The sequence below is a fragment of the Spirochaetota bacterium genome (assembly GCA_038043445.1).
Lineage (GTDB): Bacteria > Spirochaetota > Brachyspiria > Brachyspirales > JACRPF01 > JBBTBY01.
Genome location: JBBTBY010000087.1, coordinates 1 through 26,492 on the forward strand (window position 1 = coordinate 1; position 26,492 = coordinate 26,492).

Genomic DNA, 26,492 nt, shown 5'->3' on the forward strand with positions numbered 1-26,492 from the left:
ACTTTCCCTCACGGCATGAAACACCGATAATCAAAGAGAACGATCCCCTATGACAGGAGGATACACATGTTCTACCTCATGCTTCGAATGCTCGCCGATGACTTGGCCTCGCGCTTGCTCTCGCACCAACAGTACGAGGAATGCGTGGAAAAAGTGACCAGGATGTTCTGCGAGGACCGTGATAATGTACGCGGCATTGACCGCCGGGCGCCTATTCTCTAGTTGCACTTCTTTACGCCCGTCCATCCATGCATCGTCTAATGCGCTAACGTAATTGACTTCTTCCTGGCCTGACACTTCCGGTTGTTCAGTAACGGGCAGGAGCTTGCCTGCAAGGCCGTCATCCCTTCCATGCCCGCCAGTACACCACCCGCCGAATCCCTGTCATTTCCTTGTAAAATGTTTCGAGATATGGTAGACGCAAGCAATACTACGGGAGGAATTGTTGCATGCCGACAATTCCTATGTTCTACGGCTTACTGATCCGTATGTTCTTTCGCGATGACGAGAAGCCTCATGTGCCGCATATTCACGCCGATTATCAGGGACAGGTTGCAGCGTATGCGATTCAAAGCGGTGATGTTCTTGTCGGTACGCTCCATGCCGAATTGGACAATTTCAATTACTTCGGTTGCAGATGCGACTTTGCCATGATATAATCCCCCAATGGCGAATCTGAAAATCGCGCTCGGCGATATCGAGCTCAAAAAACCGATAATCCTCGCTTCCGGTACGGCCGGTCACGGCGAAATAAGCGATTTTTTCGATCAGAAGAACGTGGGCGCCATAGCGCTCAAAGCGGTGTCGATGAAAAAACGCACGGGGAATATGCCCCCGCGCATCGTTGAAACGCCGGCAGGCGTGCTCAATGCGATAGGCCTTGCCAATGAAGGGATAGACCATTTCGAAAAGTCGATAATACCGAAACTGAAAAAGATCCGCGTACCGCTCATCGCCAATGTCGTCGGCGATACCGCGGATGAATATGCGGCCGTCGTCAAGCGTCTTACACGCTTCCGCGAGATAGCGGCATTCGAACTGAACGTCAGCTGCCCGAACGTTCACGGGAAGAACAAACTCTTCTTCGAGGATAACGAAGTATTGAAGAAGATGATCGCTTCATGTAAAAAGGCTACGAAGAAGACCATCATCGTCAAGCTCCCTCCGGCGGTGTTCGGCATCGAGGAGCTTGCAAAAACCGCTGCCGATTCCGGCGCAGACATCATATCGCTTACCAACACCATCCCCGCCATGGAGATAGATATCCGTACCGAACGGCCAATGCTCGGCAATAACCAGGGAGGGCTTTCCGGCGCGGCGATACGCCCCATTGCGCTTCGCCTTGTCTACCGAGCATCGAAAGCGGTGAGCATACCCATCATCGGCGGCGGCGGCGTATCGAATGCCGACGACGTGGTGAAGTTCATGCTCGCCGGGGCGACTGCCGTGAGCATCGGCACCGCATCCATGATAACCCCGAACCTTCCCGACACGATATGCCGCGATCTGGACCGCATCATCGACGGGAAGAACATGAAGAACATCGCCGATCTCACCGGGCGGCTTACGCTCAACTCCCAAAAATGAATATCGATGCGTCTGTTGTGCTCGATGCGATGCCGGCATTCGCCGAGAAGCTCGTGTCGCTCATTGAACCGGATGATATCATCCTTCTCATCGGCCCGCTCGGTGCGGGAAAAACGACGCTCGTGCGCGCGGTGGCGGAGCTGCTCAATGCCGACAGCGAAGCAGCAAGCCCTACGTTCACGATACTCAATGAATACATGGTGACCTTCCGCGGCGAACGCATGCCGCTGCGCCATGTGGATGTGTACCGCCTCTCCGGCGATGACGCGTTCGATTCCATCGGCCTGCGCGAATCAATAGCAATACGGGGCATCACCTTCATCGAATGGGGCGATACGATACGCCATATCCTGCCGCCATGCGTGGAATTGACGATCGATATCGTATCGATGGAAGAACGACGAATGTCCCTTGTGATCCCCGAACGGAAATAACGCAGACGATAGAAACGCCCCAAGCGTAGAACACCAAGAATCCATCAATAAACAACGAAAATCACAAAAAAATGCAGATACTCGCTACGGCTTTCGTGCTTTTCGCTGTAATCCTGTCTTCTCCCTGGACGTATTATAGAGGAGATCACGCGCTCGCTTTATCCGATGTTGCCGCCTGCTTATATTCGCTCGGCGATACATGCTCGTACTTCTTGAACAGACGGCTGAAATAGAGCTCATCCTTGAAACCCGAATTTATCGCCGCTTCGCGAACGCTGTACCCCTGCAGGAGAAGGTCCTTGCTCTGACGCAGCCGCATGTTAAGGAAGTATTTCTTCGGCGTTACGCCGACATATTTCTTGAAGAGCGTCGCGGTGTAATCATATCCGTACGGCGAGAGCGAGAACGCCTCGGCGACGGCATTATCATCGGCCAGATGGCTGTCGATATAGCTCATCATCTTGATGATGAAAAAGTAATTATGATCGATGACCGTCTCGTTCTCCGAGAGATACGAATCATAGATGTACTCCGCGAGCACCGATGAGAAAAGGCTCTGCTGCAGTATGCTCTTTTCCTCGCTCTCATTGAGCGACTCATAGCGCGTGAACGCCGCGCGCACATAGTCCCAATTCGTGAATTTCGCTGTCGGCGAGAATTTTATCAGCGAAAAGAAATCGACGGTGCCGAACAGTTTCAGCTCGAAATGCTGGGCGATGGCCTCGAAATTATCCCTGCCGTGCACCGCGGTATAGAGCGACATCCCCGGTGTAGCGAGGAAGGCATGCCCCGGCGTAAGAAGATGTACCGTGCCGTTCGCCGTGAATTCCGCCGCACCGCCGTAACAGACGAAGAGATCATAGTCCTTGTACCCGGAAGGATTATTGATATGCCATGATGCGTTCTGGCTCTGCTTGCACGGCTTGGCGGTAAGGGTAAGCTTCAGGTTCTCAGGATGAATGATGTCAAGAAAAGTGGCGGACGGGCGCATGGCGCTCACCGGTCATGCGCGATCGCCGTTTCGCCCGGCTTCACCGCCCGCGTAATGATCTCGGGGAATTTCTGCTGCATGAACTCGATGACGAGCCGCCTCGCATCGGACGAACGCTCGGACGCGAAAAGCCTCTCGACGAGCGCCCTGCACTCGCCCGCATCCAGCCCGCGGATGACGCGCTTCATGTCCGGTATCACGGGCGGCGCCATGGAAAGGACATCGACATCGAGGCCGACGAGCACGCATGAATAGAGCGGCTGCCCCGCCATTTCGCCGCAGACGGCCACCGGTATTCCCGCCGCATGCCCGTTCTCAACGGTGCGCTTGATGAGCGAGAGCACGGAAAGATTGAGCGGATCGTACAGATAGCTTATCTTTTCGTTCGTCCTGTCGCAGGCGAGCGTATATTGAATGAGATCGTTCGTCCCGATGCTGAAGAAGTCGACCTTATGCGCGAACTTTTCCGACATTATCGCCACCGACGGTATCTCCACCATGATGCCGACCTTCACCTCGCTGTCGAAGGGGATAGTGCGTGCGGCAAGCTCTTCCTTCGCCGCAGCAAGATGGCCGAGCGCCTGTTCGAGCTCATCGACGCCGCTCACCATGGGGAACATGATGCTCGTTGCCCCGAAATGCGATGCGCGGAGTATCGCACGCAGCTGCGTACGGAATATCTCCGGGTTCGCGAGGCAGAAGCGTATCGCACGCCAGCCGAGGAACGGGTTCTCATCGACGTTCGTATTAACGACATCGGCCGATATGAATTTATCGCCGCCGAGATCGAGGGTGCGTATCGTGACCGGCTCTTTGGTGAACGACTCTATCACCTTGCGGTAATTGATGAACTGTTCTTCCTCGCTCGGGTAGCGGTCACGGCTTATGTAGAGGAATTCCGTACGGTAAAGCCCGATGCCCTCGGCGCCGAATTTCTTCACATCAGCGACGTCGTCGGGGTCCTCGATGTTCGCCTCGACCTTGATGACGCGTTTATCCACGGTCACCGCGGGCACGCCGGAAAGGCGTATGTGCTCTTTCTGGAAATGCGTGAATATCTCGCGCATCGTCTCGTATTCGCGGAGTATGCTCTCCGGCGGGTTGACTATCACATCGCCGTGTATGCCGTCGAGGATGAGCATATCACCCTGCTTGACATGGGTGCTGATGTTCACAAGACCGACGACGGCGGGTATGCCGAGCGAACGCGAGAGTATGGCGCTGTGCGATGTGTCGCCGCCGATATCGACGGCGAATCCGAGCACGAAATTCCTGTCAAGGTGCAGCGTGTCCGACGGCGTAAGATTATGCGCGACGACGATGACCGGCTCGTCGAGCTTCGGCGATTGAACGATATCCCGGTCCCTGATCAGGTGGCGCAGCACGCGGTTGCGTATGTCCATGATGTCGTGGACGCGGTCCTTGAGGATGGGATTATCAATGGCCGTGAGCCGCGAGACGAAGCGCATCATGATCTCGTTGTACACGTGATCGACGTTCTTGCGCTGCTTTTTTATCTCATCGCGGACTTCGTTCAATACGACCGTATCTTCAAGGATCTGAATGTGCGATTTGAGTATCTCGGTGACGTCCTTCTGTACGTCCTTGTCGTAATTACCCTTAAGCGATAGTATCTCATCCTTCGATTCCCGTACGGCGGTCTCAAGCCGGCGTATCTCGGATTTTACCTTCGATTCGGGTATATCGTACACCTCGACGACGATGTTGTCGTTGTGATAGAGAAATGCCTTCCCGATAACGATGCCGGCGCTGGCGCCGGTGCCGGTGAATGTCGTTGACTCTATCTCTTTTTCTTTCATACTGCCCGAAACAACGGGCCTCCATTATATCCAAGGACGCTTTTTTTACAAGCGCAGTACGCTGCAATATCCGGTGAACGAACAGAGGGGACACTGATTTGACAGTCCATCTCATTGCACCTATACTTGCATTCGTAATACGTTTCTCAGCGGTCAAGGTGCCCGGCAATGGAACATGAAAGAACAACGATACTGAACGTCGAATATCATCATCGAAAGGTCGATAATGCCGATATGTACCTGACCGAATTCGGCATGCCCCTTGCGGATATTCTCATGCCGGGGAATTTCCTCACCGATGAAGCATGGTTCAAGAACAATTCCACACGCCTATCCGGTACAAGCTGCCTCTATAAGGTACGCACCAAGGATATGCAGGGTCAATTCGCGGATATCGTCCTCAAATGGAACCGCATGGGCATGGCGGTACCCGTGGACACCTACATGAACGAGCTTGCCAATGCCGAATTCAACAGCCCCTTTGAGGAATTCTCGCTTGTCATGGAGTTACGCGATGCCGTCCGCTGCTACGACATTCACCTCGCGCTGCAGAAACCGCTCGCTATCTACGTACCCCGGGAGACCGTCGAGCTCTGGCAGAGCGGCCGCGAAGAATACCGGATGAATTACAAAATAGCGTCCCATAAGGAGATCGCCCTTGACATGAACCGCTCCTACGCGGTCATCTATCAGTGGCTGCCCGGAATGGACGCCGCCGTCATGTGCGAGAAACAGATCATCAGTGCGGAAGAAATGGAACGGATCACCGTGGAAATGGACGATATGCTCCGCGGCATCGGTTTCCTCGTACGCGACAGAAAACCGCATCACATCATATTGAAACCGGATGAGAAGGAAGGATATACACGGGACGCATCCGGGATGCCGGTACGCGCCCTCATCGACTATGAACTGCTCGCTCACACCAGCGAAAATGACGCCGTCATCAAGCGGCAGAAGCGGCAGAACTACCTCAAGCGCCAGCGCGACCGGTTTACTACCGTGCCGGACCTGTCATCATACCCGCATCTGAAGCAGGTATCGATATTCGGCGTGGACTATGTCTACGGTCACGCGGAAAGCACCGAGGGGCGGCTCTGGGTGGTCGGACGAGATCCATTGCTTTTCGATTATTTTCTGCCGGAGCGATGGGAGAACACGCCGAAGACAAAAATATCGATGACGCGGGAGATCTATCACACGGTCACGAAGGACAATATCCATATTGTCTGGAAGCTGTCGCATGCGGGCATGAAGCCCGACATGGACCCGTCCATCGATGAAGAGAACAAGATACTGCAGTACGGGTATAACAGCCCGTTCGAGGAAATATCCATCGCACTCGAACTGACCGAGAAGGGGATATTCACGATATATCCGCGGGCGGTGTACATGGCCGGTTCGCATACCGCCATTCCCGAGGGCATGTCCGATATGAGCCGCTATCAAAGCCATGCGCCTGTCGTCATGCCGGACGGAAACCCCCTCTTTACGCAGCATCATGACTACATCAGCATCTGGGGCTACTGGAACGGACCGGATGAGAAGCTCGCCGCCATCGATGATGACTACTACGAAGGCATCGATGCGCTGCGGGCGCTCCGCAAAGGCGTCATCACCGAAGAGGTATACCGCCGCTGCATCGAAATAATCCGCGAGCGATTGTCGCTTGCAGGGATAGAGGACTTGAGCCTGCGCGGCAATCATCTGCTCCTGTCATTCGACTCGAAGGGCAGGCTCATCACGGGGAACGAAGGCGTGCCGGATATACGCATATCGAATTTCGAATTCCTCAAGCGCAGGATCAACAGAGCGCAATAGCACATAAGAAAGAGCAACCACAGAGGGCACAGAGAACACGGAGAATTGAGCATTGCCCGGCCAACAAAAAATATATTCATTGTAGCCCCAACGTCTTCTCGGCCTTTCCCTCTGTGAGCTCCGTGGTTAAATATTCCTTTCCTGATTTCCCCTCAACGTCTTCTCTTTTTCCCTTTCGGTTTTTTCCCAGGGGCCGGTTTCGCCTTTTTCGCTGCGAGCACTATCGTCCTGCTCTTCTTCGCCCACGGGAGCTTCATCTCGAAAAAGCCCTTATCCTCATCGAACATCGCCTTCACCGTATCCTCGATACCGGTGATGACCGCATTGTGCTCGTTGGATACATCAAGGTTCGGATTGTATGCCTCTTTTTCTATGGGCAGCTTCTTCCCGTATTTCATATCGACGACGACAACACCGCCCGATGAGCGGAACCCATTATCGATACAGATGACCTGCTGCATGGCGTTCGCTATCGTGGTGAGCGGCTTCGTTCCTTTCTCTATCGCCTCGCAGACGTTCATGAACACGAGATGATGGAGCGGTATCTTCCCATTATCGATGGTCTCGACGAGTTCATATCCCTTGCCGTTCGCGCGATAGAAGTCCGCCTTGCTCTGCCCTGTCCAGACCATCTTCCCCTTCTCGCAGATGAACTCCGTCACCGGTCCGAACTGCTCTGCGCAGGCATGGCTTGCGATGAACGATACGGGGACCTTTGCATCGGTGATGACGCGTATGAACTGCGTGTCGGCGGATTCTATCTCTTTTATCCGATAATTCTCCATGTAGACGGAGACGGGGTTCGCGCTTGCGTCATGCGTCCTCCCGGCGACATAGAGCATGTTGTTGAGAAAATGCGCGACAGCGTTCTGCATCGGCGAATCGTGCACCGCCTTACCGGCGAAGCGAATATGCCCCGCCCATCCGTTGCGTTTATAGTACGCGCTCGAGCGCGGCCAGAGCACATAGGTCTTCGCCTTGATGAGCCTGCCGAAGCGTTTTGCGAGTACGGCGTTCTTGACCGCCTGTATCGACGGCGAATAGATGTTCTGATAACCTATCGCGAGTATGTTCCCGGAGGCATCGGCGGCAGCCTTCATCCGCTCCACTTCAGCGGCCGTACCGGCAGCGGGCTTCTCGCACATCACATGATATCCTGCCGTAAGCGCGCGTATCGATAATTCCTCATGCTGATCTATGCCGCAGGGAATGGCGATGAGATCGAGCTTGCCCATCTCGTCCTGATACATCTTCTCATAATTCCGGTAGATGCGCACACCCCTGGCACGGAGCTCGGCTTCCCGGGCGGCGTCCTTTTCAGGGTTGCGTATCACCGCGGCCAGAAGGCGCGCGACGCCTTTTTCCTCGCAATAAGCTATCGATTTCAGATGCGATTCCCCGAAACCGGCGACGCCGACAAGGCCGATGCGTATGGGTGCCATGTAGAACTCCTCTTCAAGAACGATGCCGTTAGTATATCACAGGATATCCATCCTGTCTTGGATGAATAGGACATCGTTGTACGAAAGTGACACCTGTCCTCCCCCTCCGGATGGACAAACGGGCGTTTTTTTCCTATACTGCGAGCATGGCCCTTTTCATGAAAGCGGCGCCGTATACGGTGACGAAACATTTCCCCGAGCACGAGCACCCGACATGGCAGTTTAATATCTATCTCTCGGGCAGCGGTACGCTCACCGCACGAGACACGGCCATTGCGTTCGCGCCGCAGCGCATCATCTGCGTACCGCCGAACACCGTGCACAGCGAAACAAGTGACGGAGAATATTCGGACATTGTCATCTGGAAGCGGCGTTCATATCACTCCTCAGGGGATCGGTCGCACGTATGCTCAGTTCCCTCAATGAGCGCCAGCGAACGGCGGTCACGCTGCGCTTCGGTCTTGACGGCAGCCCCTCGCGCAGTCTTGAGGAAACGGGAACGCTCATGTCGCTCACACGGGAACGTGTGCGGCAACTCCTCAATGAGGCGTTCCGGATGATCCGATCGCTTGAAGGTATTCATGCCATGCGGGCGCATATCAGAGAGTGAAGGCGATGAAAGCTGCCGTCGGAACCGGACATCGATGAGGCAGCTCCGCGATACGCCGAACAAAAAAGCCGCCTCCCGTATGGGAAGCGGCCTTTGCTTTCGATGCAGTACGCGGACGTCAGATGACCCCTTCGCCGCGCTCCTTCGTGCGCACGCGCACCGCGTCATCGACAGGGAGTATGAATAACTTCCCGTCGCCGACATTCCCGGTGTACGCCGTCTCGACGATGGCATTCACTATCTTCTCCACTGAACCGTTCTTCGCGACGATCTCTATCTTCACCTTCGGTATCAGCTTGAGATTGTATTCCTTGCCGCGGAACATCTCAACGATGCCCTTCTGCCGCCCATGTCCCTCGACGGCGCCGACGGTAAGCCCCGAGTAACCGAGCTCTTCGAGCTTATCGAGCACGTCGTCGAGCTTTTCCGGACGCAGTATCGCTTCTATCTTTTTCATATGCTACTCCTTCGCGCCGTTACGGCAGCGTCCCGTTGCTCTTCTCGCCGTGCAGGGTAAGATCGAGCCCGTACAACTCTTCCTGCGGCGCTACACGGAGCCCATTGATGAGCTTTATGAAGCCGAGGATGAGAAGCGTACCTACCACCGACCACACTATCGCAGCGCCTACCGAGGTAAGCTGCATGAGAAGCTGCTTCACATTCCCGTACAGGAGCCCCGCAGCCGGGGTGGTCCCGTCAAAATAGAACCCTATCGCCGGGTTGGCGAATATACCGGTCGCAATAGCGCCCCAGATACCACCGACACCGTGTACGCCGAAAGCATCGAGTGCATCGTCATAACCGAGCGCCTTCTTTATCACCGCGATAAAGAGATAGCAGACAATGCTCACGACAAATCCTATCACGAGCGCCGCACGCACATCGACGAAACCGGACGCCGGGGTTATCGCAACAAGCCCCGCAACAAGACCGGTCGATGCGCCGACTACCGTGGGCTTCTTATGCATTATCCATTCTATCGCAAGCCAGGTCACACCGGCCATCGCAGCCGCGGTGTTGGTCACAAGGAACGCATTCGCCGCAAGACCGTTGGCAGCAAGCGCACTCCCTCCGTTGAACCCGAACCAGCCCACCCAGAGCAGTCCTGCACCGATGAAGGTGAACGGTATGCTGTTGGGCACCGGAACATCCTTGCCGTGCCGCACACGCGGGCCGAGCACTATCGCTGCAACCAGCGCCGATACGCCGGATGAGGTATGCACTACAAGGCCGCCTGCGAAGTCGAGCGCGTTCGAATATCCTTTCACGCCAAAGAGCTTTCCGATGATGCTCGTTCCTTCGGCGCCGCCCGAGAGCCAGCCGCCGCCCCATACCCAATGCGCAAGCGGGGCATAGACGAGAAGCGACCAGAGGATGATGAATATCACCCACGCGCTGAACTTTATCCGCTCCACCACGGCACCCGACACAAGGCCGACGGTGATGATGGCGAACATGAGCTGGAACATCGAGAACGCGAATTCAGGCACCGTGAACGTGAGCGAGTCCTTGGTGACGCCGCCCATGAACGCCTTGTTCACATTACCGATAATGCCGCCGATCGACGAGCCGAACGCGAGCGAGTACTGGACTGCCACCCAGAGCACGCTTACGATGAGCGCCGATCCAAGGCTGTAGTAGATCGTCGACAGAAGATTCTTCTTCCGCACGAGACCGCCGTAGAACAATGCAAGGCCCGGCACGGTCATAAGCAGCACCAGTGCCGATGACGTGAGTATCCATGCAGTGTCCCCGGAATTGATCGTCGGTGCACTTTGCGCAAAGGCCCCGACGGCGCCCGCAAGCATAACACCAGCGAGCATGAACATCTTTTTCATGATGCACCTCCGTAGATTTATTGACGAGTACAAGATTGCAAGCCGTGTGCCAACAATACCTTCGATGCTGCTTTCAGAATGCATGCGCATGGCTTTCCATATTTCATCTAATGAACATTTGCCCGTCAGCGCGATATTCCGTGCACAAAGACGGTGCATGCGCGCGATAGAGAACAGCGGGTTGCAACCCGCTGTTCTCTCCTTTTTCGGTAATAAAAAAAATTACGATTTCCACTTGACAAAACATCGATTCTATTGTATATTTATACAGTGTATTTAACAACAGTATCTAAAGGTACAGTATGCCAGAAGAATTGACCGAAAAACAGCAGGAAATACTCGATTTCATCAATGATTTCACACGGGATAACGGCTATCCCCCCACCGTACAGGAGATAATGACGAAATTCAACTTCGCCTCACCTACGGCGGTTACGAGCCACCTGAGCGCGCTGGAAAAAAAAGGTCATATACGCAAGGCGGGGCGACGTGCTCGCGGCATTGAGGTATTGTCCCATGTCAGCGAAAGCACGGATGATCTCATCGATGTGCCCCTCGTCGGCATGGTACGCGCCGGCGAGAATATGATAGCCGCCGAGGCTGTGGAAGACCGTTTCCTCTTCCCGAAATTCATCGCGCGTGAAGACGGCGTTTTTCTCATGAAGGTCAAGGGCGATTCCATGATAAACGCGCATATCTCCGAAGGGGACTATATCCTCGTGAAACCGGCACAGGATGCCAATAACGGGGACATTGTCGTAGCAACATACCGCAACGAAAGCACCGGCTCAGACGATGTCACCGTAAAGCGATTCTTCCGCGGCAAGGACGGCATTACGCTTAAGCCGGAGAACGACGACTATGAGCCGATACGTGCGCCGGAAGTGTCCATCGCAGGGAAGGTCATAGCCGTCATACGACTGAACGTAAGCTGATTAAAGGGAGTCATCATGTATCTCACGAAGGATTCATTCAATGCGGAAACAGCACGGTGCCTGTTCTGTCACGAACATATGTCGCGCATCATGGACAATACGCGGAAAACATCGTATTTCGTAGGCGGTAAGATACGCGTTACCTACGAAGTGGCGCGAAGGAAAGAATGCACCATCTGTCGCGGCACGGCAGTGGCACGGCGCGAGATAGCCGTACGTTCGGGCGAATACAAGCCGGAACTCGTCACGGCGTTCGGTTCACCAGGCAAATAATAAGGGCGGGGCGGTCCCACCAATCCCTCCCAAATCTAAAAACCGCCCCGCTCCTTATTATTATATTGCACACCATCAGGAAGGAGTTATTCATGGATTCACTGCGTTCGGAAGACATCAAGATATTATCCGAGGAAATGAAAATGATCGAGACGCGCATGAACATACTTGACCTGGAGCTTACGAAGATATGTGTCGCGCTTGAAAAGCTGCCTGTATGAACGGGCAACGCATGATCGTACATACTGCCCGGCGAAAAGAAGCACGAACGATGGGCCGGCGCATCCCGCTCACTTTCCAGGATACAGACACTCTTCCCTTCAGTCTTGAAGAGGAAAGCATAACGGCCGCACTTTGGAAAAACACCGTAGCCCCCCGAGTCAGCCATGCGGCTATTTGCGTTCGATCACATATACCGGTTCGTCGCCGACAGCAAGCGTAACAAATCCGTTTTCAGCACGCAGCGAACGTTCATTACGGCCGAGCATGTCAGTCTGCAGTACCTGCTCCGCTATTGTTGCAAGTTTTACTGGGATGAGCGAGACGGTATTGGTTCGTATCCATGGGTTCAACACCGAATTCTGTCCGTGATTCGTTTCCGGCCCTGCATTCGCGGTAAATTTTGCCGCCACATCTTCCGAGACACCCGTGGTCACCGCTGACGGATGATTAAAAAGCACAACGAACGATCCTTCTGCAGCGCACAGCATCCCTGCTGCAAAAATGGCAGCACAAGTTCTGATATTCATTGATGTCCCCCTTCACCTCATCAGCACCGGGTCTGCGACAACCACATGACCGTCCACGGTACCGAATTTCTCATACTTCCCCGCACCCGTTGTCTCGAAACGAAGCGATCGTACGCCGGCAAGATCGATATCAAGGACTTCGATATCACGTACCGACCGGAACGTCTTTTTGAATAGAGAACGTTTCCCGTCAGTGACCGCGACAGAAACAGCCGTGCGTTCCGCAAGCCCCGCGTTCAATCCGATAATGCACGAGAAACGTCTGAACACCCCCGCCGGGAGGCTGTATTCGATATATGATGTCACACCCATACCGAAACCATGCGCATATTCCTTTTTCCGAGCACCGGCCTGAAGCATGAGCGGGAACGGCTCCATACGCCGGTCGAAATTACAGGGTGCATCGTACAGCGGCTTGAAAAAATAGGGATGCGGGCTCCAGCCGCTCATTGAGGACGGCACAAGCGGATCAAGACATACCGTCTTCGGCAGTGAGCCTCGCCCTGCCTTTCCGCATGCCATTGAGAACGCGGTATACATGATGTCGGCATAGATACGCGCACTGTCAGCGTACGCATCACCGGCAATACGCTGTACCGCTGGGATATCGTCTGCATAAAGTTTTTTTATAGCGTTGGGCAATTTTGCAAGCGTTCGCGTCGTCAGACGCACCATTTCCTGTGCGGTGAAAAATGCAGCCTCCTCAGCGGATGCGCCGAGAAGTACCGGACGGTGGCCGCGTATCGAGAACGATGTCGGCAGATTCTCAAGCAGATTATGGAGACTCATGTATCGGTACTTTTTATTTGTCGGGAACAGCCGCTTGATGAGCTCCATACGCAGCCCCTCTGAGTGTGAAAGCGGATGCGCGAGCGCTGTTGTATCACCGAGTGCGTGAGCAATTACGCCGAGATACTGTGCTGCGTCAGCCATCCTCTTCCGGCGTATAGCGGCCGATATCGCGGCGTACCAGAATGAGAACTCTTTGTTCCATACGCGGCAGTTCTCCCGCTCATCCAGCGATGCCGGCCCCATGACGGCACGCTTACCATCGGGCATTGTCATGAATCGTTCCATGACTTTGCGCTCTGAGGGCTTCCCGCTTACGACAAGATCGCCGTAAAGGCAATAGTGATCGCCGAGACGTTTCGCCTGTGTTCCGAGCAGCGAGCGTATCCATACCGGCTGAACCGATATCGCCGCTCTCGTTATTCGCTGATGATTGGGATAGTTCGCCATGTGTTCTCCGGACCGCTTTCGCGTCTACTTGCTGTTTTGCGTATGTACTGAATACCCTGTCCCATCGGATACAACGCTGATCCTGCCGTGTATCCCCGTTGCATACACATTCGAACCTGCGTCAGCATAGACTTTTCGACCTGGGCAGTTCGTATTCACATATCGTTCGTAAATGCTGATAATGGTGGTCGACGGCCGTGTCGCCTCCGCGAATTCTTTTGCCGCATGAATGCCGTGAGCGGGCGCGATGAGTACATCGCACTTCAACGCTCCAAGTGTAACGGACGGCAGAAGGAGATCCACCTGATCTTCCTTCTCAATGTCGCCTCCAAGCAGGAATGACACATTCCCATGAGTGATCTTCAGTATCACCGCGTTCGAATTGAGGAGATAATGCGATGCAGGATCGTTCGGCGGCCGCTTCTCAGGATGAGGGTCCGGAAAGAACCCTTTCGGGGGAGCGATGATCTCTATCGAAAGCGCGTCATCGATCGCAAGTCTGTCGCCGGCGATAACTGCACGATACGCATTCATTTTCGCCTGGAACCGTTTCCGGAGCGCGGTATAATCAGCAAGCTCCTTGGAGTAGTTCGCATCCATAGCGCCGGAAAAATCAAAACCACTGTCGATAAGCATGTCTATCGGGAATTGATCGACAAGCCAGAGAAAACCGCCGAAGTGGTCGTAATGCGCATGGCTTGCGATGATGCCGTCAAGTTTCGATATCCCCTTCTCTTTCAGGAACGGGCCGATGATATCACGCCCTGCGTTGAAATTTCCTTCCCATCCGCCCCCGGCCGCCGGATATCCGCAGCCGCTGTCGTAGAGCCACGTCTTTCCGCCCGGTGTTTCAATCATGAGAGCAAGGCCTACGCCGCGGTCCGTGTTCGGTGTTTCAAAACAGGTTAGCGTGAACGGCTTCATCATTTCCCCCGTGTCAGTTGCTCGCAATCGTAATAATGCGAGCAATCATTGATGGTTTTGGCATGGAAGACGCCGTATCCGTTCTTCTCATCAAGTACTATCGTCGTCCTGCTCGACGGATTGATCGTAAACTGGGAATACACTATCGGCAGCGGTATCTGAAGAAGATGCGGCAGAAGCGTTTTGATGAAACCTTCATGGCAGAAAAATGATATCACCTCATCATTGTGTGTATCGATGCGATACCGGACGCCGTCGCGGTGCATGCCTCGTGATGCAAGAAAATCATCGAATGCGCTGTACTGTTTCGCAGAAACATCGGTCATCTTCTCGCCATACGGGACCAGCCCCTTCCAGTTCTCCATCGTTATAGCGCCTTTCGCGAAAGCGTCGACACCATGCTGATTCCACGCCCACAGCCCCTCTCCCGCTTCGTTCTTTCCGTAGCAGCCGTCAAGTTCACGAAGCCACTCAAGCGTCGTCGATGTCATCCCTTTGCGTTCTGCGACATAACGCATCGTCGCCTGCGCGCGTCCGAGAGGCGAGCAGTATATCGAATCGATACGGGTGTCGGTGAGCGCATCGCCGAGCGCTTTCGCCTGCGCATGGCCGCGCTCGGTTATCGTGTCGTTCTTGTAATCGGGATCGGCGTGTCGAATGAATACCAAGGTTAGCATATGCGCTCCATATTAACGTTAACACAATATAATGTCATAGAAGAAATAGTCAAGTTGACAAAGGATATAATTTCATTTATATTAACGCTAACATATGAATATACGTCTTAAGGATATTGCGGAGAAATGCGGTGTTTCTATCAACACCGTATCGCATATTCTCAATAGAGATCGCGGCGATCTCTACGACCAGAAACTTGTTGCACGGATAAAAAAGACCGCCGCCGCAATGAACTATAAGCCGAGCCGAGCGGCGCAGTCCCTTGTGCTCAATCGCTCGCGCATCATCGGCTTCGTTGTGCTGAGCGATGCATCAGATGGGCAGGTGCAGCATTATAATGAGTACCCGTTCCTGCTCGGGCTCAGCCATGAGCTTTATAAGCAGAGCTATCATACCATGCTCGTTGAAATGAAAGAGCTCGGGGGCGAAGAGCTGCCGGCACTCTTGCGTGACCGGATATTCGACGGACTGATCATCCATGCCGGCTACGGTGAGCGCCTTACGTCAATGCTTTCTCGCATCGACATCCCGATGATATTCTGGGACTGCGGTCTCTTTTCCGAAACGGACAGCATTGACCGCAATGAGCGGACGATCGCGCGGCGCTTGGTCGAAGAGCTCATCTCGCTTGGTCATACACGGATCGCATTCCATGCCGGGAGCGTTACCGCCTGGAAGCGCTACACGAGCGGCGGTGAATCGCATTTCAGCTACGCGGCTCGGTATGAATCCTACCGCGATGTGACCGCCTCGCGCGGTCTTAAAGAGAACATCATGACGGGGTACGACATCGGCACCGTTGCATCGCAGCTGTCATCGATGGACAGTACCGCAGTGGTAACGCTTGGAGATTCGGTCATACCGCGCATCATCATGGCGGCACAGACCATCGGGCGTTCCGTACCGAAGGATATTTCCATCGCCGTATTCGACCGCAATGAACGCATCACGACCGGCGGGGCGCTCATCCCCGGCGGTGCCCCGTACGACAGATACGCTGCCGGCGAACAGGCTGGCTGCATGCTGCTCAGGAAAATTGCCGCCGGAAAACCGGTGCCGAGCGCTGTACTGCCAGCCGGGTTCGACCACGGTGAAACGATATCGAACGCACGCTCATAGCTGAACGAACGGCATAGCTATCGGACATCGACGAACGATACGCTATCGAAGCACCATGACCTTCAGCATCTTCGTCTCCGCCCCCGATCTGAGCTGGCAGAGATAGACACCCGGTGATACGCGCGTACCGCTCGTTGTCATCAGGTTCCACACCGCCTTACCCATGCCGTCCTTCGGCGGAACCACATCGGCGATGAATTTCCCGGAAATGGAGTAGATCTTCACCGTCGTATCCGCAGTGATATTAGCGAACACGATGCCCGCCCCGTCGCCGCGATAGGGACTCCCGACAGCCACAGCCTTGCTGAGCGTAGTCTGCTGAGAGAACATCCGCGTGAACGCGATATTTCCCGCTATGGCCGATGTTACCGTCTGCCCGGCGCTTACCGTAACGCGGATGTCGTAAGCTTTCGACGTATCGAAGCCTGACGGTATCTTCCACGTGTATTGATACGAAATGTTCTCATCGCCGATGCCGCGTCCGCCGGTGATATCTGAAGCAGGTATCTCTGTCCACGCGTTCTGCCCGGCTATCGAGTATTCAAAACCGCTCTCGGCATTCCCGCAGAATCCCTTGAACGAGTACCGTATCGATACGCTCTGATCGACCGGCGATACTGCCGCGGTCAATCCCTCGATGGAAGAGTATGATTGTGATGTACCGTCCGACGATGTCAGCATGATCGATTGCCCGCCCGCCGTCGGCACTTCCTGGCATGATATGCCGTCGACATACACGGTGCAATTGGTCGTGAACAGTACCATGATACGCCCATTCGCTTCCGTGTACGCACAATCACCTTCGACAGAATACTGCTGCCACGTATCCGTGATAGTGAACGTTCCGTTAAGATAGGTCGTCCACGGGGATGAATACTTGAGCAGCCTGAGACTGATCCGTGCGTTCGGCGTCCCCTTGAGCCATGCCGTCAAGCGGTATCTCTTTCCCGATGCAACGTCAAACCCGCCCCGGTAGAACTGTATCGAATCGAGATTGGAATATCCGGTGACAACGATCTTCTGAGCTCCATCACCTTCTCTCTGCGTATTCGATTCTTTCGAGAATGCGGCCACTATACCGTTCGTGCCGTACCATCGGCTCCATCCCGGTGCAACACCGTTCGTATAACTTCCGTTCACGAATCGGTCGTTCGAAAGTTTTTCCATCACCGTTACCGATACCGGCAACGAGACATTGGTATTCCCGACAGCATCACGCGCGATGAGCGTAAGCGTATGATTCCCATTCGCCGCCGTCGTCGAATCCCATACCGATGTATACGGCGCCGTCGTACTCTCCGGGCCTTTCGCTGCGCCATCGACCAGGAGCTGTACCCCCGCAATGCCCGAACCGGTATCGCTTGCCGCAGCCGCAACTGATACCGCGCCCGCGACAACGCCTGCCGGCGACGTGATCGCAACTGTCGGCGGGGCTACATCATAACCGTAGGCGAAAAGTGCGCTTCCCGGTATCACCTCGATGTTCGTGGTACCCGGTTTCTTCCATCCCATCGCAAGGTGATCGCCGCCCCCGCCCTCTTTCTGCAATGCCTCGATGTAATACTTCTTTCCGGCGATGAGCGTCGCGGTCCCGCGCTGCGTCGGATACTTCAACCAGTCACGGACACCGGTATATCCGCTCACCGATGCGATCTTCACTGCCGATGCCGGATCCGTCCCGTCGGAGAGCGAGAGCGAACCGCAATCGTCGGAAGCGATGTACAGCTCGTATGCTCCATCCGTCGGCGGGATGATATAGCCGCGCATACGCGTGCCGTAATTATCACGCCAGTAATTCGGCGCCTCGCATGTAGAGAGATAATTCGACGCATGCGCAGTGCCGCTCTTGAACGCGGCTGAATTCGTGAGCGAAGCGAGATCGCTCCCGGTGATGTTCGTCCACACTTCCCAAAGCACTTTCGACACAAGCACGCCGTCGTGCCGCGGATAGAGTACGGTTATCGTCGAACCGGTATTCCCGAGCGCGTCCTTCGCGTACACCTTGAACGTCGTCGATGCTGCTATCGCGATACTTGCCGATGACGTGAACGACAGCCAATTCGCACCGCCGTTCGTCGACCAGTATCCCGTACCGTCGGAAATGGATATCACGACCGTCGTGCCGCCGGTGAACAGCGCCGGGGGCGACATGGTCACTATCGGAGCGGACGTATCGATAGTGAACACCCTCGAATTCGTCGTGCTGTTGTTCCCGAGCGCATCGCGGCCGTAGAGAAGCACGGTCGTCGTATTACTGATAAGGAGATTCGTGCCCGCGGTCGTGAATGCGACGTATGCGCTCCCGTTCGTCGAGAAATAACCGCTGTTCTCCGTCGTCGTCAGCGTTGCCGTGAACGCCTTATTCGTCGTGAATGCCCCGAACGAGGCCGATACCGTCGGCGCTGTCGTATCGAACGTGTACGTCCGCGTATTCGTCGTGCTATTATTGCCGAGCGCATCGCGGCCGTAGAAACTGAGCGTCGTCGTACGGTCTATCGTCAGATTCGTTCCCATCGTCGTAAAAGCGACGTATGCGCTCCCGTTCGTCGAAAAATAGCCCGTGTTCTCCGTCGTCGTCAATGCCGCCGTAAAGGGCTTATTCGTGGTGAACGTACCGATCGAAGCCGAGACTGTCGGCGCGGCTAGATCAAGCATTCTCGTCAGCGAGTTATTCGATTCGTTCGCTTCCGGTATCCTGTTCACATCGTCTACAAGCGCCTTGACCGTATGCATACCGCTTACTGCGGTCCACACATTGGTAGTACTTGTTGACCATTTTGCGGTACCCGTGACCGTGATCGAAGCCCCCGCCGCCATGGACGTTGTCGGCCCGCCCACGCTGAGCGGAACATCATTTACCCAGAACACGACGGCATGGAACACGTTCGTCGATGCCCCGAGACCGGCATTCGATGCTACCGCGCTCATGGTCACATAGTCACCGGGCTTCGGATATGCCGGCGACCATGCAATACTGCTGATCACGAGATCGGCTTTATTCACGGTATACGTTATCGTGTTCGTCGTGCTGTTGTTCCCCAATGCATCCCTGCCATAGAGAGCGAGCGTTGTCGTCCTATCGAGGAACAGATTGGTGCCCGCCGTAGTGAACGCCGTGAACGCAGAACCGTTCGTTGAGAAGTATCCCGTATTCTCCGTCGTCGCGAGAACGGTCCTGAACGCCAGATTCGTCGTTACCGTTCCGATCGATGCGCTTACCGTCGGCGCTGTCGTATCGAACGTATACGTCCGCGTATTGGTCGCACTATTATTGCCGAGCGCATCGCGTCCGTAGAGATTGAGTGTCGTCGTACGGTCGATCGTAAGATTCGTTCCTGCTGTAGTGAACGCCGTGAACGCGGAGCCGTTCGTTGAGAAGTAGCCGCTGTTCTCCGTCGTCGTCAGCGCTGCCGTGAACGCCTTGTTCGTCGTAAGCGAAGCGACCGAAGCGCCTACCGTCGGTGCTGTCGTATCGAACGTGTACGTCCGCGTATTCGTCGTGCTATTATTGCCGAGGGCATCGCGTCCGTAGAGATTGAGTGTCGTCGTACGGTCTATCGCAAGATTCGTCCCTGTTGTCGTGAATGCGACGTATGCACTCCCGTTCGTCGAGAAATAGCCGCTGTTCTCTGTCGTCGTCAGCACAACGGTGAACGGCTTATTTGTCGTAAGCGTACCCACCGATGCGCTTACCGTCGGCGGCGTGGTGTCGGTGACTATCGTGTATGTACGGGAATTCGTTGCGCCGGTATTTCCCCATATATCGCGTGTGTAATACCAGAACGACACCGTCCTTGATATCGTCACGTTCTGACCCGACGTTGTTATCTGCGTGAACGGCCCCGTCGCACTGTTCGTCGTCCAATAGCCGTAATTTTCATTCACATCGAGGGGGAGAACGAACGATGCATTGGTGCTGAAGCTGTTGAGCACGCCGGTCATCACCGGCGGCGCGGTATCGATGGTTATAGTTACCGCATTCGTCGGGCTGCGCGGGGGCGAACCGGCCACGTCGCTGTAGTACCATATCGTTGTCGTGCGGTCGACGGTGAATTGGTTCGAATAGGTGACGGAATACGAATTCGGATGGTCCAATTTCGTATACGGCCCGTTGATGCTGTTCGTCGAAAAATAACCGTACAATGCGGACGGATATATCGCCACCGTTATCGCCTTGTTCGTGGTGATATTCCCCGTGATATAGGTCCCCGTACTCACGTTCCGTATGGTCATTGCCGGCCACAGCTCGACATTCGATGTTGTTGACGCAAGTATGGGCGTGAACACCGATTCCCCGTACTCGTTCGTGGCGGCCACTTTATAATAGTACGTGGTCGAAGGCTTCAGACTGGAATGTGTCCACGACGTGGCGTTCGGCAATGTCGCCGTGTAGCGGGTGAACGCGGTACCGTTGGTGCTCGTATATATGTTGAAACCGCTTTCATTGCTCGACTTATCATCCCACTTTATCGTGATGTAATTCGACTTTATCGTCTGCGCTATGAGATTGCTCGGACCCGCATTCACATAGTTCGCGATATGCACGAGCGGTCCGGCAAGCGGCGATTGACCGGCGGCATTCGATGCGGCGACCTTGTATGCATACACCATGTTCGTTGCAAGGCCGCTGTCCATATATTGAATGGTGTTCTGCGGCACTGAGGCGAGAAGCGCATAAGCGCCATTATTGACGCTGCGGTACAGATTGAATACGCTTTCATTTATCGCATTATCATCCCAGGAGAATGTCACCGTATTTGTCGTTGCTGACAGCTTTGTCACGAATGTCGGCGCTTCCGGCGGCATTACTCCGCCATTCGTCACGATAACGCGGGAAACGGCGTATCCCGGGCAGAGCATGCGGTCCGTCGTATATGCGGCGGCGTATATCGTATGCTCACCGTCGGCAAGACCCGCGGTGTTCCACGAATAGGAAAGAGCACCGCCTGCCGCCGTCGTTTTGAGCGCATCATCGATGTAGAGATCTATCTTCTGGATCGATCCGCCGCTCAGGCTGGCATTCACCGAGACGGTAAGCGTTCCCTTCACCGATGTCCCGTTCAAGGGCGATGTGACAGCGACTATCGCCGCCCTCCCGAACGGACGCGACAGCGGATCGCCCACGAATGTGACCGGCCCGCGAACTTCGCGCCATGAGGTGAAATACGCCGCTTCGAGCGATGTAAACCCCTTCATGAACGCACTTCGGAACGACTCGGAATAATTCGTATACGCCGATGCGCGGAGAAATCCGAGGAACGGCTCGGTCACCGCCCCGGAGAACGTGGCATACCCGAGACGGAAATAGATCGGTTCCGGGAACTGCTGCTGGAGCCGGCTCTCGAAGAAATGATCGGGCAGACAGCCGAACGATTCATGCGCTTCGGCATAGGCCCCGACGGCAGCCATGGGATCGGGGAGATAGGTGGTATAATTGCCGTAGTTGTAGCCGGAATACGTCCCGCCATGCAGGAGCACGACGACATCCTTTACATTGTTCGCTTTGTAATTGTAGCTCCCCGCATACCATGATGCCGGTATTCCAGCATTCTTTATCCAATTCGACGCAAGGTTCGTACCTTCGTTCTGCGGAAGCACCGAGTACGGTCCTATCTGCAGTATCCATCGCCCTGTCTTTGCTGCTGCCTGCGTCCCGTCACCGGCAACAGCATTATCGATGCCCCGTTTCACATCCGTGACAGAATAACCGGCGAGATGCGCCGCAAGACGGAATTTTCCGTAGGAGGTGTAGGTATTCGTACACGAGAAGGCATAGCCGCCGCTGATGAGCGCGTTCGCATAGAGATTACCCCCGTGCCAAGGGCTTGCTTCATCTACCGGATAGATGGCAGCTGTCGCCAGATGCGATGCGACCGAAATATCATTCGCCGCGCTCGGCAGACGTACGCGCACCGGGATGCCGGATGAAAGAACGATATAATCTATGGTATTCGTAAGCCCGCGCGCTGTTATCGCATTGAATACGGGATGATACAGCTCGTTCGTATACCGCGTAAATGTCGACGCGCTGTAGTAATTCGCCAACGCATCGCTGTTGTTGAGCCCGAGATACAGTATATTCGTCTCAGGAATGGCGCGCTTCATCCGGTAATAATTCGCTATCGTGATGGAATCCTGCCAATTCGTGTTCACCACAAGCAGCACGCGATGCGGGAGCGGAATGGCAGTGAGCATCGCCCCAAAAGAGAATAGCATCGCGATACGAATCGGCCATGATCGGCAGCGGTCATTTTTCGCAGCTGATTTCTTTTCACTTACACGATTCATTTTTCCTCTCCATTTCTGATCGTTCCTTCTTTATGTACAGCTGGCGAGTAGATTAAAGTGCACATGCTTTCGAAGTATCGAAATATGAAAACGTTTACATGACTATGATATGAACGCGCTCCCGTCCATCGCGTGTCGCTGCCGTTCGATGGACCTCATCGAGAAATAAATCTTTTGCAGTGTATAACAGGACCGTTCCTGGAACTGAAACGAATCGGATTGTAAGGATTATGCCCTCTATTTTTTCAAGGCGTGAATAATAATCATGGTACATGCAGGCGAATATGTAAATGCACATCCAGGCAAATTTATATCTATAAAGGCATGAGGAAACGCACCCCTAACCCCCGGCCCCTTTCCATGGCGCAAATCGGCATCCTGCCTCGCGCCATCTGCGCCATCGTGGCGCACGCCTCTGAGAAGGGAAAGGGGGGCGATTCTTATGTCAGAAAATATTGCCAATCAATTATGAGGCTGATAGTCTTATTTCATTATCAGGATAAGTTTCATAGAAATGAGAAAACAGCAATTCAACCTTCGTTTGAAATACTTGCGGAGTATAGGGTTTCGGCAGACCTTCGTCTAAAGTGTCTTCAATAGCCAGACGCACTTGTGCGCGAGCCTGTGCCTTTTGCCGCCAATTCAGGCTCAAGTTCGACCGTATCTTTTCCAGCAATACCCGCGCGACTTTTTTTACAGCATCACGCTCTTTCGAGGACATTTCGGGAGCGGGACGTGTGAGAATATCAAATATCGTTAATTCTTCCTCGGACAGCTGTTCCCGAACATGTCTCGTTTCCTCAGTTGTCAATGTATCAATACTTGCGAGCAGTTCTTTGAACAGATCTTCAATATTCCGGCTGCCTGAATTATATGATTCAATAAGCTCCTCGAATTTCTTCAGGTAATCGGCGCGAGTTTTATTTACTGCGACCATGCGTTCAATGCGCGCACGAATAGCGGTCTTAAGCTGTTCCACCTCGATATTCTTCGACTTCGATTTCTTGAAACGTTTTAACAGCGCGTCAAAATCTATTTTGGAAAGGTCGAGGATGGACTTTTTACCTTCCTGCAGGGATATACTGAAACCTTCCGTCGCTATTGATTCGTCAAGCAGATCGGATATTTTGCCCATGATGCCCGAGATATCGGCGATAGCCTCGCCGGTGCGAACGCGAATGGAATCGGATATGACCGCAACGCATTGCGCGATATCCATGAATTCAAGCGTTGCTGTATCCGGTTTAATAGCATTGAACAATGCGTGTATCAGACGTTCCTGTCCGAGGAAATCCTTGCGGACCTGGTCCTTCTCGATAAGAATATTAATTGCGTCCGCGATATGCTGCAGCTTTTCCATTTCTTCAGACTTCACGATGCGGTCAAGGTCAACTGCACGTTTCGCACAAAACCCCTTGATCTGATCGACGGCAACACGCAGATCCTCTACCAGTAATTTCTTATCCTTCACCGGAGTGGTACCGCCGGAGCCCTTGCCGTATATTGCTAACGCTTTCTCCAAAGAAGCGAAAACGTTCGCGTAATCAACGATCATGCCGCTGTGTTTTCCCGGATATACCCGGTTAGCGCGGGCAATGGTCTGCATGAGCGTATGATTGCGCATCGGTTTATCGAGATAGATGGTGGAACAGCTCGGGGCATCGAATCCCGTGAGCCACATCGCGCATACGAACACAAGTCGCAATGGATCGCTGTCCGCTTTGAAGTGTTCATCAAGCTTTCCTTCTTTCATGCGCTTGCGATGCGGAACTATATCAAGCCCCAGCGCTTTCATCTGTTCTATCTCGTTCTGTCCGGGTGAAACAATGAGCGCCATGTCGGTAGTCTTGAGCACTTCAAAGCGGTCGGCAATGCCCGAAATACGGTCTCCATCGAGTTTGTCTTTGCGCGCTTTCGTCAATTCCGCCTCTACACGCTTACGCTCGACAAGCCAATGCTGACGAACCTTGTCATACATGCGGAACGCCGTTGCTTTATCAATGGATACGACCATTGCTTTCCCCTGAAACCCGCGTCCGAGGAAATGCGTAACGATATCCTTTGCAATGGTATCAAGGCGTTCATCGCGTGTAATGAGATGATACTGTCGTCCGAGTTCGCGCTCAAGGCGTTCGGATGCAGCATCGTTCAAGTCGGCATCTTCTATCAGGGAATAGATGTCATCATTCAGGCTGGGGTTTTCCAGCTTGAGTTCCGGCGTACGGTTCTCATAGAAGAGACGCACCGTTGCACCGTCCTCAATCGATTGCTGGAAATCGTAGATGGAAACATAGCCGCCGAATACTTCTTTCGTTCGTTCTTCACCGGCGATAAGCGGAGTTCCCGTGAAAGCGAGGAATAACGCTTTCGGCAGAGCCGCACGCATATTGACGGCGAGTGTGTCGTACTGGCTTCTATGCGCCTCATCGGTGAGCACGATGACATCGGAACGGTCGCAGAGCATGTCATTCGTCTGGAACTTATGTATCAGGGTGAATATATACCGATGATTTTCGCCCAAGAGCTGTCTCAAATGAGCGCCGCTTTCCGCATGGCATTCATCGCCTTCCGCTTCACTTACTGCACCGCATTTCTTGAACGTCTTTGCGATCTGATCGTCCAATTCCGTCCTGTCGGTAATAACGACGAATGTCCAGTTCCCCGGCATGGTACGCATTATCTTCTGCGCATAGAACACCATCGAAAAGCTTTTACCGCTTCCCTGCGTCTGCCAGAACACACCGCCGCGGCCGTGTCCCTCTTCTTTCGCCTTCATCGACGCCTTTATCGCTTTATTCACGCCGAGGAATTGATGGTTCTGCGCGAGTATCTTCACAAGTCCCGCTTCATGCTCGGAGAATATTGTGAAGTTCTCCACAAGGTCTATCAAGCGGCTTTTATCGCATACACCGCGTATCATTGTCTCAAGCGATACACAGCGCGGTTCATCTTCGCTCTCAATACGTTTCCACTCGAAGAATCGTTCCCAATCGGCGGTGAGCGAACCCACACGGCTTTCCGTTCCGTTCGAAGCTATTATCATCGCATTGTACCAGAGCAAGGCGGGGATGCCGTTCTGAATGTGTTTATAGCTCGTAAGATTGTCGTTGAATGCCTGCTCTGCCGGAACTCCCGGCTTTTTCAATTCAATGAGAACGAACGGAAGACCGTTCACAAAGCCGATGAGGTCGGGTCTGCATGTATAGAGCGGCCCGGTTATCGTCATCTGGCTGACCAGGAGAAAATCATTCTCTTTCGGATTCTGCCAATCAATTACCCGAACGCGTTCTGTCTTTTCTCCGCCGTGTTCATTGTCGGGGATATTTACCTTTACTCCTTCTTTGAGTAATTGGTATACTTCACGGTTGGCGTCGACAAGGCTCATTGCGGAGCGGTCGCGGGTTATTTCATCGATGGCTTTCTGTATCGCATCTGCGGGGTATTTGGGGTTCAGCTTTTTCAATGCTGCTGAGAGATTTTTAGTGAGGACTACTTCGCTTTTTGTTTCGCGGGCGAGTGTGGGGGCGGTCGTCTCGGCTCCGCTCGACGACCGGGCTCCGCTCAGGGACTGCCGCTCAGCGTTGGTCAAGAGATCAGGAAGAACGGATTGTTGGTCATCAATCGAGCCGATCACTCCGAAGGTTTCTTCCGTGGCGTTGATGGTTTGCCATCCGAGGGAGGAGAAGAGGTGGATGGCGGGTTGTTCGACGAGTTGGTCTTCGGTGTAGGTGTTGCTCATAAAAT

General features: G+C 54.0%; 22 protein-coding genes. 10 read left to right on the forward strand and 12 right to left on the reverse strand.

The window, feature by feature from the left end; translation table 11 throughout:
- Positions 1 to 66: 66 nt before the first annotated feature.
- The 4 genes from AABZ39_13010 to tsaE all read left to right on the forward strand — a co-directional run bounded on the left by AABZ39_13010 (position 67) and on the right by tsaE (position 2,021).
- Positions 67 to 222, forward strand: a complete 156-nt coding sequence (locus AABZ39_13010) for a hypothetical protein (protein MEK6795693.1) — start codon at positions 67 to 69, stop codon at positions 220 to 222.
- A gap of 227 nt (positions 223 to 449) precedes the next feature.
- Positions 450 to 659, forward strand: a complete 210-nt coding sequence (locus AABZ39_13015; protein ID MEK6795694.1) for a DUF4160 domain-containing protein — start codon at positions 450 to 452, stop codon at positions 657 to 659.
- A 7-nt stretch (positions 660 to 666) separates the two neighbouring features.
- Positions 667 to 1,587 carry a dihydroorotate dehydrogenase gene (locus AABZ39_13020; GenBank protein MEK6795695.1) on the forward strand — a complete coding sequence of 307 codons (921 nt, stop codon included), beginning with the start codon at positions 667 to 669 and terminating at the stop codon, positions 1,585 to 1,587.
- 17 nt (positions 1,588 to 1,604) lie between these two features.
- Complete coding sequence (gene tsaE, locus AABZ39_13025) at positions 1,605 to 2,021, forward strand: tRNA (adenosine(37)-N6)-threonylcarbamoyltransferase complex ATPase subunit type 1 TsaE (protein MEK6795696.1); 417 nt, start codon at positions 1,605 to 1,607, stop codon at positions 2,019 to 2,021.
- Positions 2,022 to 2,166: 145 nt separating this feature from the next.
- Here the strand turns inward: tsaE and AABZ39_13030 are convergent, their stop codons facing one another.
- The gene (locus AABZ39_13030; protein MEK6795697.1) at positions 2,167 to 3,012 is read right to left on the reverse strand and encodes an AraC family transcriptional regulator; all 846 of its coding nucleotides are present in this window, start codon (positions 3,010 to 3,012) and stop codon (positions 2,167 to 2,169) included.
- A 5-nt stretch (positions 3,013 to 3,017) separates the two neighbouring features.
- Positions 3,018 to 4,832, reverse strand: coding sequence for a phosphoenolpyruvate--protein phosphotransferase (ptsP, locus tag AABZ39_13035; GenBank protein ID MEK6795698.1), 1,815 nt, complete (start codon positions 4,830 to 4,832; stop codon positions 3,018 to 3,020).
- A gap of 168 nt (positions 4,833 to 5,000) precedes the next feature.
- Between ptsP and AABZ39_13040 the strand changes: the two genes are divergently transcribed.
- Positions 5,001 to 6,653 (forward strand): hypothetical protein, encoded by a 1,653-nt coding sequence (locus AABZ39_13040; protein MEK6795699.1) that lies wholly within the window; start codon positions 5,001 to 5,003, stop codon positions 6,651 to 6,653.
- Positions 6,654 to 6,805: 152 nt separating this feature from the next.
- On the opposite strand, the gene AABZ39_13045 is transcribed toward AABZ39_13040, so the two are convergent.
- The gene (locus tag AABZ39_13045) at positions 6,806 to 8,095 is read right to left on the reverse strand and encodes a Gfo/Idh/MocA family oxidoreductase (GenBank protein MEK6795700.1); all 1,290 of its coding nucleotides are present in this window, start codon (positions 8,093 to 8,095) and stop codon (positions 6,806 to 6,808) included.
- A 229-nt stretch (positions 8,096 to 8,324) separates the two neighbouring features.
- A complete protein-coding gene (locus AABZ39_13050) occupies positions 8,325 to 8,456 on the reverse strand; it encodes a hypothetical protein (protein MEK6795701.1) in 132 nt (43 codons plus the stop codon).
- A 45-nt stretch (positions 8,457 to 8,501) separates the two neighbouring features.
- Between AABZ39_13050 and AABZ39_13055 the strand changes: the two genes are divergently transcribed.
- Positions 8,502 to 8,705: a sigma factor-like helix-turn-helix DNA-binding protein gene (locus AABZ39_13055; GenBank protein MEK6795702.1), complete on the forward strand. Its 204-nt coding sequence runs from the start codon at positions 8,502 to 8,504 to the stop codon at positions 8,703 to 8,705.
- Between the two features lie 118 nt (positions 8,706 to 8,823).
- Here the strand turns inward: AABZ39_13055 and AABZ39_13060 are convergent, their stop codons facing one another.
- Both AABZ39_13060 and AABZ39_13065 read right to left on the reverse strand, forming a co-directional pair.
- Positions 8,824 to 9,162, reverse strand: a complete 339-nt coding sequence (locus tag AABZ39_13060) for a P-II family nitrogen regulator (GenBank protein ID MEK6795703.1) — start codon at positions 9,160 to 9,162, stop codon at positions 8,824 to 8,826.
- Positions 9,163 to 9,181: 19 nt separating this feature from the next.
- The gene (locus tag AABZ39_13065; protein ID MEK6795704.1) at positions 9,182 to 10,543 is read right to left on the reverse strand and encodes an ammonium transporter; all 1,362 of its coding nucleotides are present in this window, start codon (positions 10,541 to 10,543) and stop codon (positions 9,182 to 9,184) included.
- Positions 10,544 to 10,845: 302 nt separating this feature from the next.
- Here AABZ39_13065 and lexA point away from each other — a divergent pair, with 302 nt between their 5' ends.
- From lexA to AABZ39_13080, 3 genes are all read left to right on the forward strand, one after another.
- Positions 10,846 to 11,478 carry a transcriptional repressor LexA gene (gene lexA / locus AABZ39_13070; GenBank protein MEK6795705.1) on the forward strand — a complete coding sequence of 211 codons (633 nt, stop codon included), beginning with the start codon at positions 10,846 to 10,848 and terminating at the stop codon, positions 11,476 to 11,478.
- Between the two features lie 15 nt (positions 11,479 to 11,493).
- Positions 11,494 to 11,751, forward strand: coding sequence for a hypothetical protein (locus tag AABZ39_13075; protein ID MEK6795706.1), 258 nt, complete (start codon positions 11,494 to 11,496; stop codon positions 11,749 to 11,751).
- A gap of 92 nt (positions 11,752 to 11,843) precedes the next feature.
- Positions 11,844 to 11,972, forward strand: coding sequence for a hypothetical protein (locus AABZ39_13080; protein ID MEK6795707.1), 129 nt, complete (start codon positions 11,844 to 11,846; stop codon positions 11,970 to 11,972).
- Between the two features lie 171 nt (positions 11,973 to 12,143).
- Here AABZ39_13080 and AABZ39_13085 read toward each other — a convergent pair whose 3' ends face one another.
- Genes AABZ39_13085 through AABZ39_13100 form a run of 4 tightly spaced genes read right to left on the reverse strand, consistent with a single transcriptional unit; the run spans position 12,144 to position 15,340 of the window.
- The gene (locus tag AABZ39_13085) at positions 12,144 to 12,500 is read right to left on the reverse strand and encodes a hypothetical protein (protein ID MEK6795708.1); all 357 of its coding nucleotides are present in this window, start codon (positions 12,498 to 12,500) and stop codon (positions 12,144 to 12,146) included.
- 12 nt (positions 12,501 to 12,512) lie between these two features.
- Positions 12,513 to 13,739: an NPCBM/NEW2 domain-containing protein gene (locus AABZ39_13090; protein MEK6795709.1), complete on the reverse strand. Its 1,227-nt coding sequence runs from the start codon at positions 13,737 to 13,739 to the stop codon at positions 12,513 to 12,515.
- A gap of 24 nt (positions 13,740 to 13,763) precedes the next feature.
- Entirely contained in the window at positions 13,764 to 14,663 is a 900-nt protein-coding gene (locus AABZ39_13095; GenBank protein ID MEK6795710.1) for an MBL fold metallo-hydrolase, read from the reverse strand.
- Positions 14,663 to 15,340, reverse strand: coding sequence for a histidine phosphatase family protein (locus AABZ39_13100; protein ID MEK6795711.1), 678 nt, complete (start codon positions 15,338 to 15,340; stop codon positions 14,663 to 14,665). Before AABZ39_13100 ends, AABZ39_13095 begins: the two co-directional genes overlap by 1 nt.
- A gap of 94 nt (positions 15,341 to 15,434) precedes the next feature.
- Here AABZ39_13100 and AABZ39_13105 point away from each other — a divergent pair, with 94 nt between their 5' ends.
- A complete protein-coding gene (locus tag AABZ39_13105) occupies positions 15,435 to 16,460 on the forward strand; it encodes a LacI family DNA-binding transcriptional regulator (GenBank protein MEK6795712.1) in 1,026 nt (341 codons plus the stop codon).
- Between the two features lie 42 nt (positions 16,461 to 16,502).
- Here the strand turns inward: AABZ39_13105 and AABZ39_13110 are convergent, their stop codons facing one another.
- Positions 16,503 to 22,748, reverse strand: a complete 6,246-nt coding sequence (locus AABZ39_13110; protein ID MEK6795713.1) for an Ig-like domain-containing protein — start codon at positions 22,746 to 22,748, stop codon at positions 16,503 to 16,505.
- A gap of 466 nt (positions 22,749 to 23,214) precedes the next feature.
- On the reverse strand, positions 23,215 to 26,487 hold the full coding sequence (locus AABZ39_13115) for a type I restriction endonuclease subunit R (protein MEK6795714.1): 3,273 nt from the start codon (positions 26,485 to 26,487) through the stop codon (positions 23,215 to 23,217).
- Positions 26,488 to 26,492 lie beyond the last annotated feature (5 nt).

Coding starts and splice junctions, on each gene's coding strand:
- AABZ39_13030 (MEK6795697.1), bottom strand. CDS start 3,012: ATGCGCCCGTCCGCCACTTTTCTTGACATCATTCATCCTGAGAACCTG.
- AABZ39_13075 (MEK6795706.1), top strand. CDS start 11,494: ATGTATCTCACGAAGGATTCATTCAATGCGGAAACAGCACGGTGCCTG.
- AABZ39_13055 (MEK6795702.1), top strand. CDS start 8,502: ATGCTCAGTTCCCTCAATGAGCGCCAGCGAACGGCGGTCACGCTGCGC.
- lexA (MEK6795705.1), top strand. CDS start 10,846: ATGCCAGAAGAATTGACCGAAAAACAGCAGGAAATACTCGATTTCATC.
- AABZ39_13105 (MEK6795712.1), top strand. CDS start 15,435: ATGAATATACGTCTTAAGGATATTGCGGAGAAATGCGGTGTTTCTATC.
- AABZ39_13045 (MEK6795700.1), bottom strand. CDS start 8,095: ATGGCACCCATACGCATCGGCCTTGTCGGCGTCGCCGGTTTCGGGGAA.
- AABZ39_13020 (MEK6795695.1), top strand. CDS start 667: ATGGCGAATCTGAAAATCGCGCTCGGCGATATCGAGCTCAAAAAACCG.
- AABZ39_13060 (MEK6795703.1), bottom strand. CDS start 9,162: ATGAAAAAGATAGAAGCGATACTGCGTCCGGAAAAGCTCGACGACGTG.
- AABZ39_13010 (MEK6795693.1), top strand. CDS start 67: ATGTTCTACCTCATGCTTCGAATGCTCGCCGATGACTTGGCCTCGCGC.
- AABZ39_13115 (MEK6795714.1), bottom strand. CDS start 26,487: ATGAGCAACACCTACACCGAAGACCAACTCGTCGAACAACCCGCCATC.
- AABZ39_13100 (MEK6795711.1), bottom strand. CDS start 15,340: ATGCTAACCTTGGTATTCATTCGACACGCCGATCCCGATTACAAGAAC.
- AABZ39_13090 (MEK6795709.1), bottom strand. CDS start 13,739: ATGGCGAACTATCCCAATCATCAGCGAATAACGAGAGCGGCGATATCG.
- AABZ39_13085 (MEK6795708.1), bottom strand. CDS start 12,500: ATGAATATCAGAACTTGTGCTGCCATTTTTGCAGCAGGGATGCTGTGC.
- AABZ39_13040 (MEK6795699.1), top strand. CDS start 5,001: ATGGAACATGAAAGAACAACGATACTGAACGTCGAATATCATCATCGA.
- AABZ39_13065 (MEK6795704.1), bottom strand. CDS start 10,543: ATGAAAAAGATGTTCATGCTCGCTGGTGTTATGCTTGCGGGCGCCGTC.
- AABZ39_13015 (MEK6795694.1), top strand. CDS start 450: ATGCCGACAATTCCTATGTTCTACGGCTTACTGATCCGTATGTTCTTT.
- AABZ39_13050 (MEK6795701.1), bottom strand. CDS start 8,456: ATGACAATGTCCGAATATTCTCCGTCACTTGTTTCGCTGTGCACGGTG.
- AABZ39_13080 (MEK6795707.1), top strand. CDS start 11,844: ATGGATTCACTGCGTTCGGAAGACATCAAGATATTATCCGAGGAAATG.
- ptsP (MEK6795698.1), bottom strand. CDS start 4,832: ATGAAAGAAAAAGAGATAGAGTCAACGACATTCACCGGCACCGGCGCC.
- AABZ39_13110 (MEK6795713.1), bottom strand. CDS start 22,748: ATGAATCGTGTAAGTGAAAAGAAATCAGCTGCGAAAAATGACCGCTGC.
- AABZ39_13095 (MEK6795710.1), bottom strand. CDS start 14,663: ATGAAGCCGTTCACGCTAACCTGTTTTGAAACACCGAACACGGACCGC.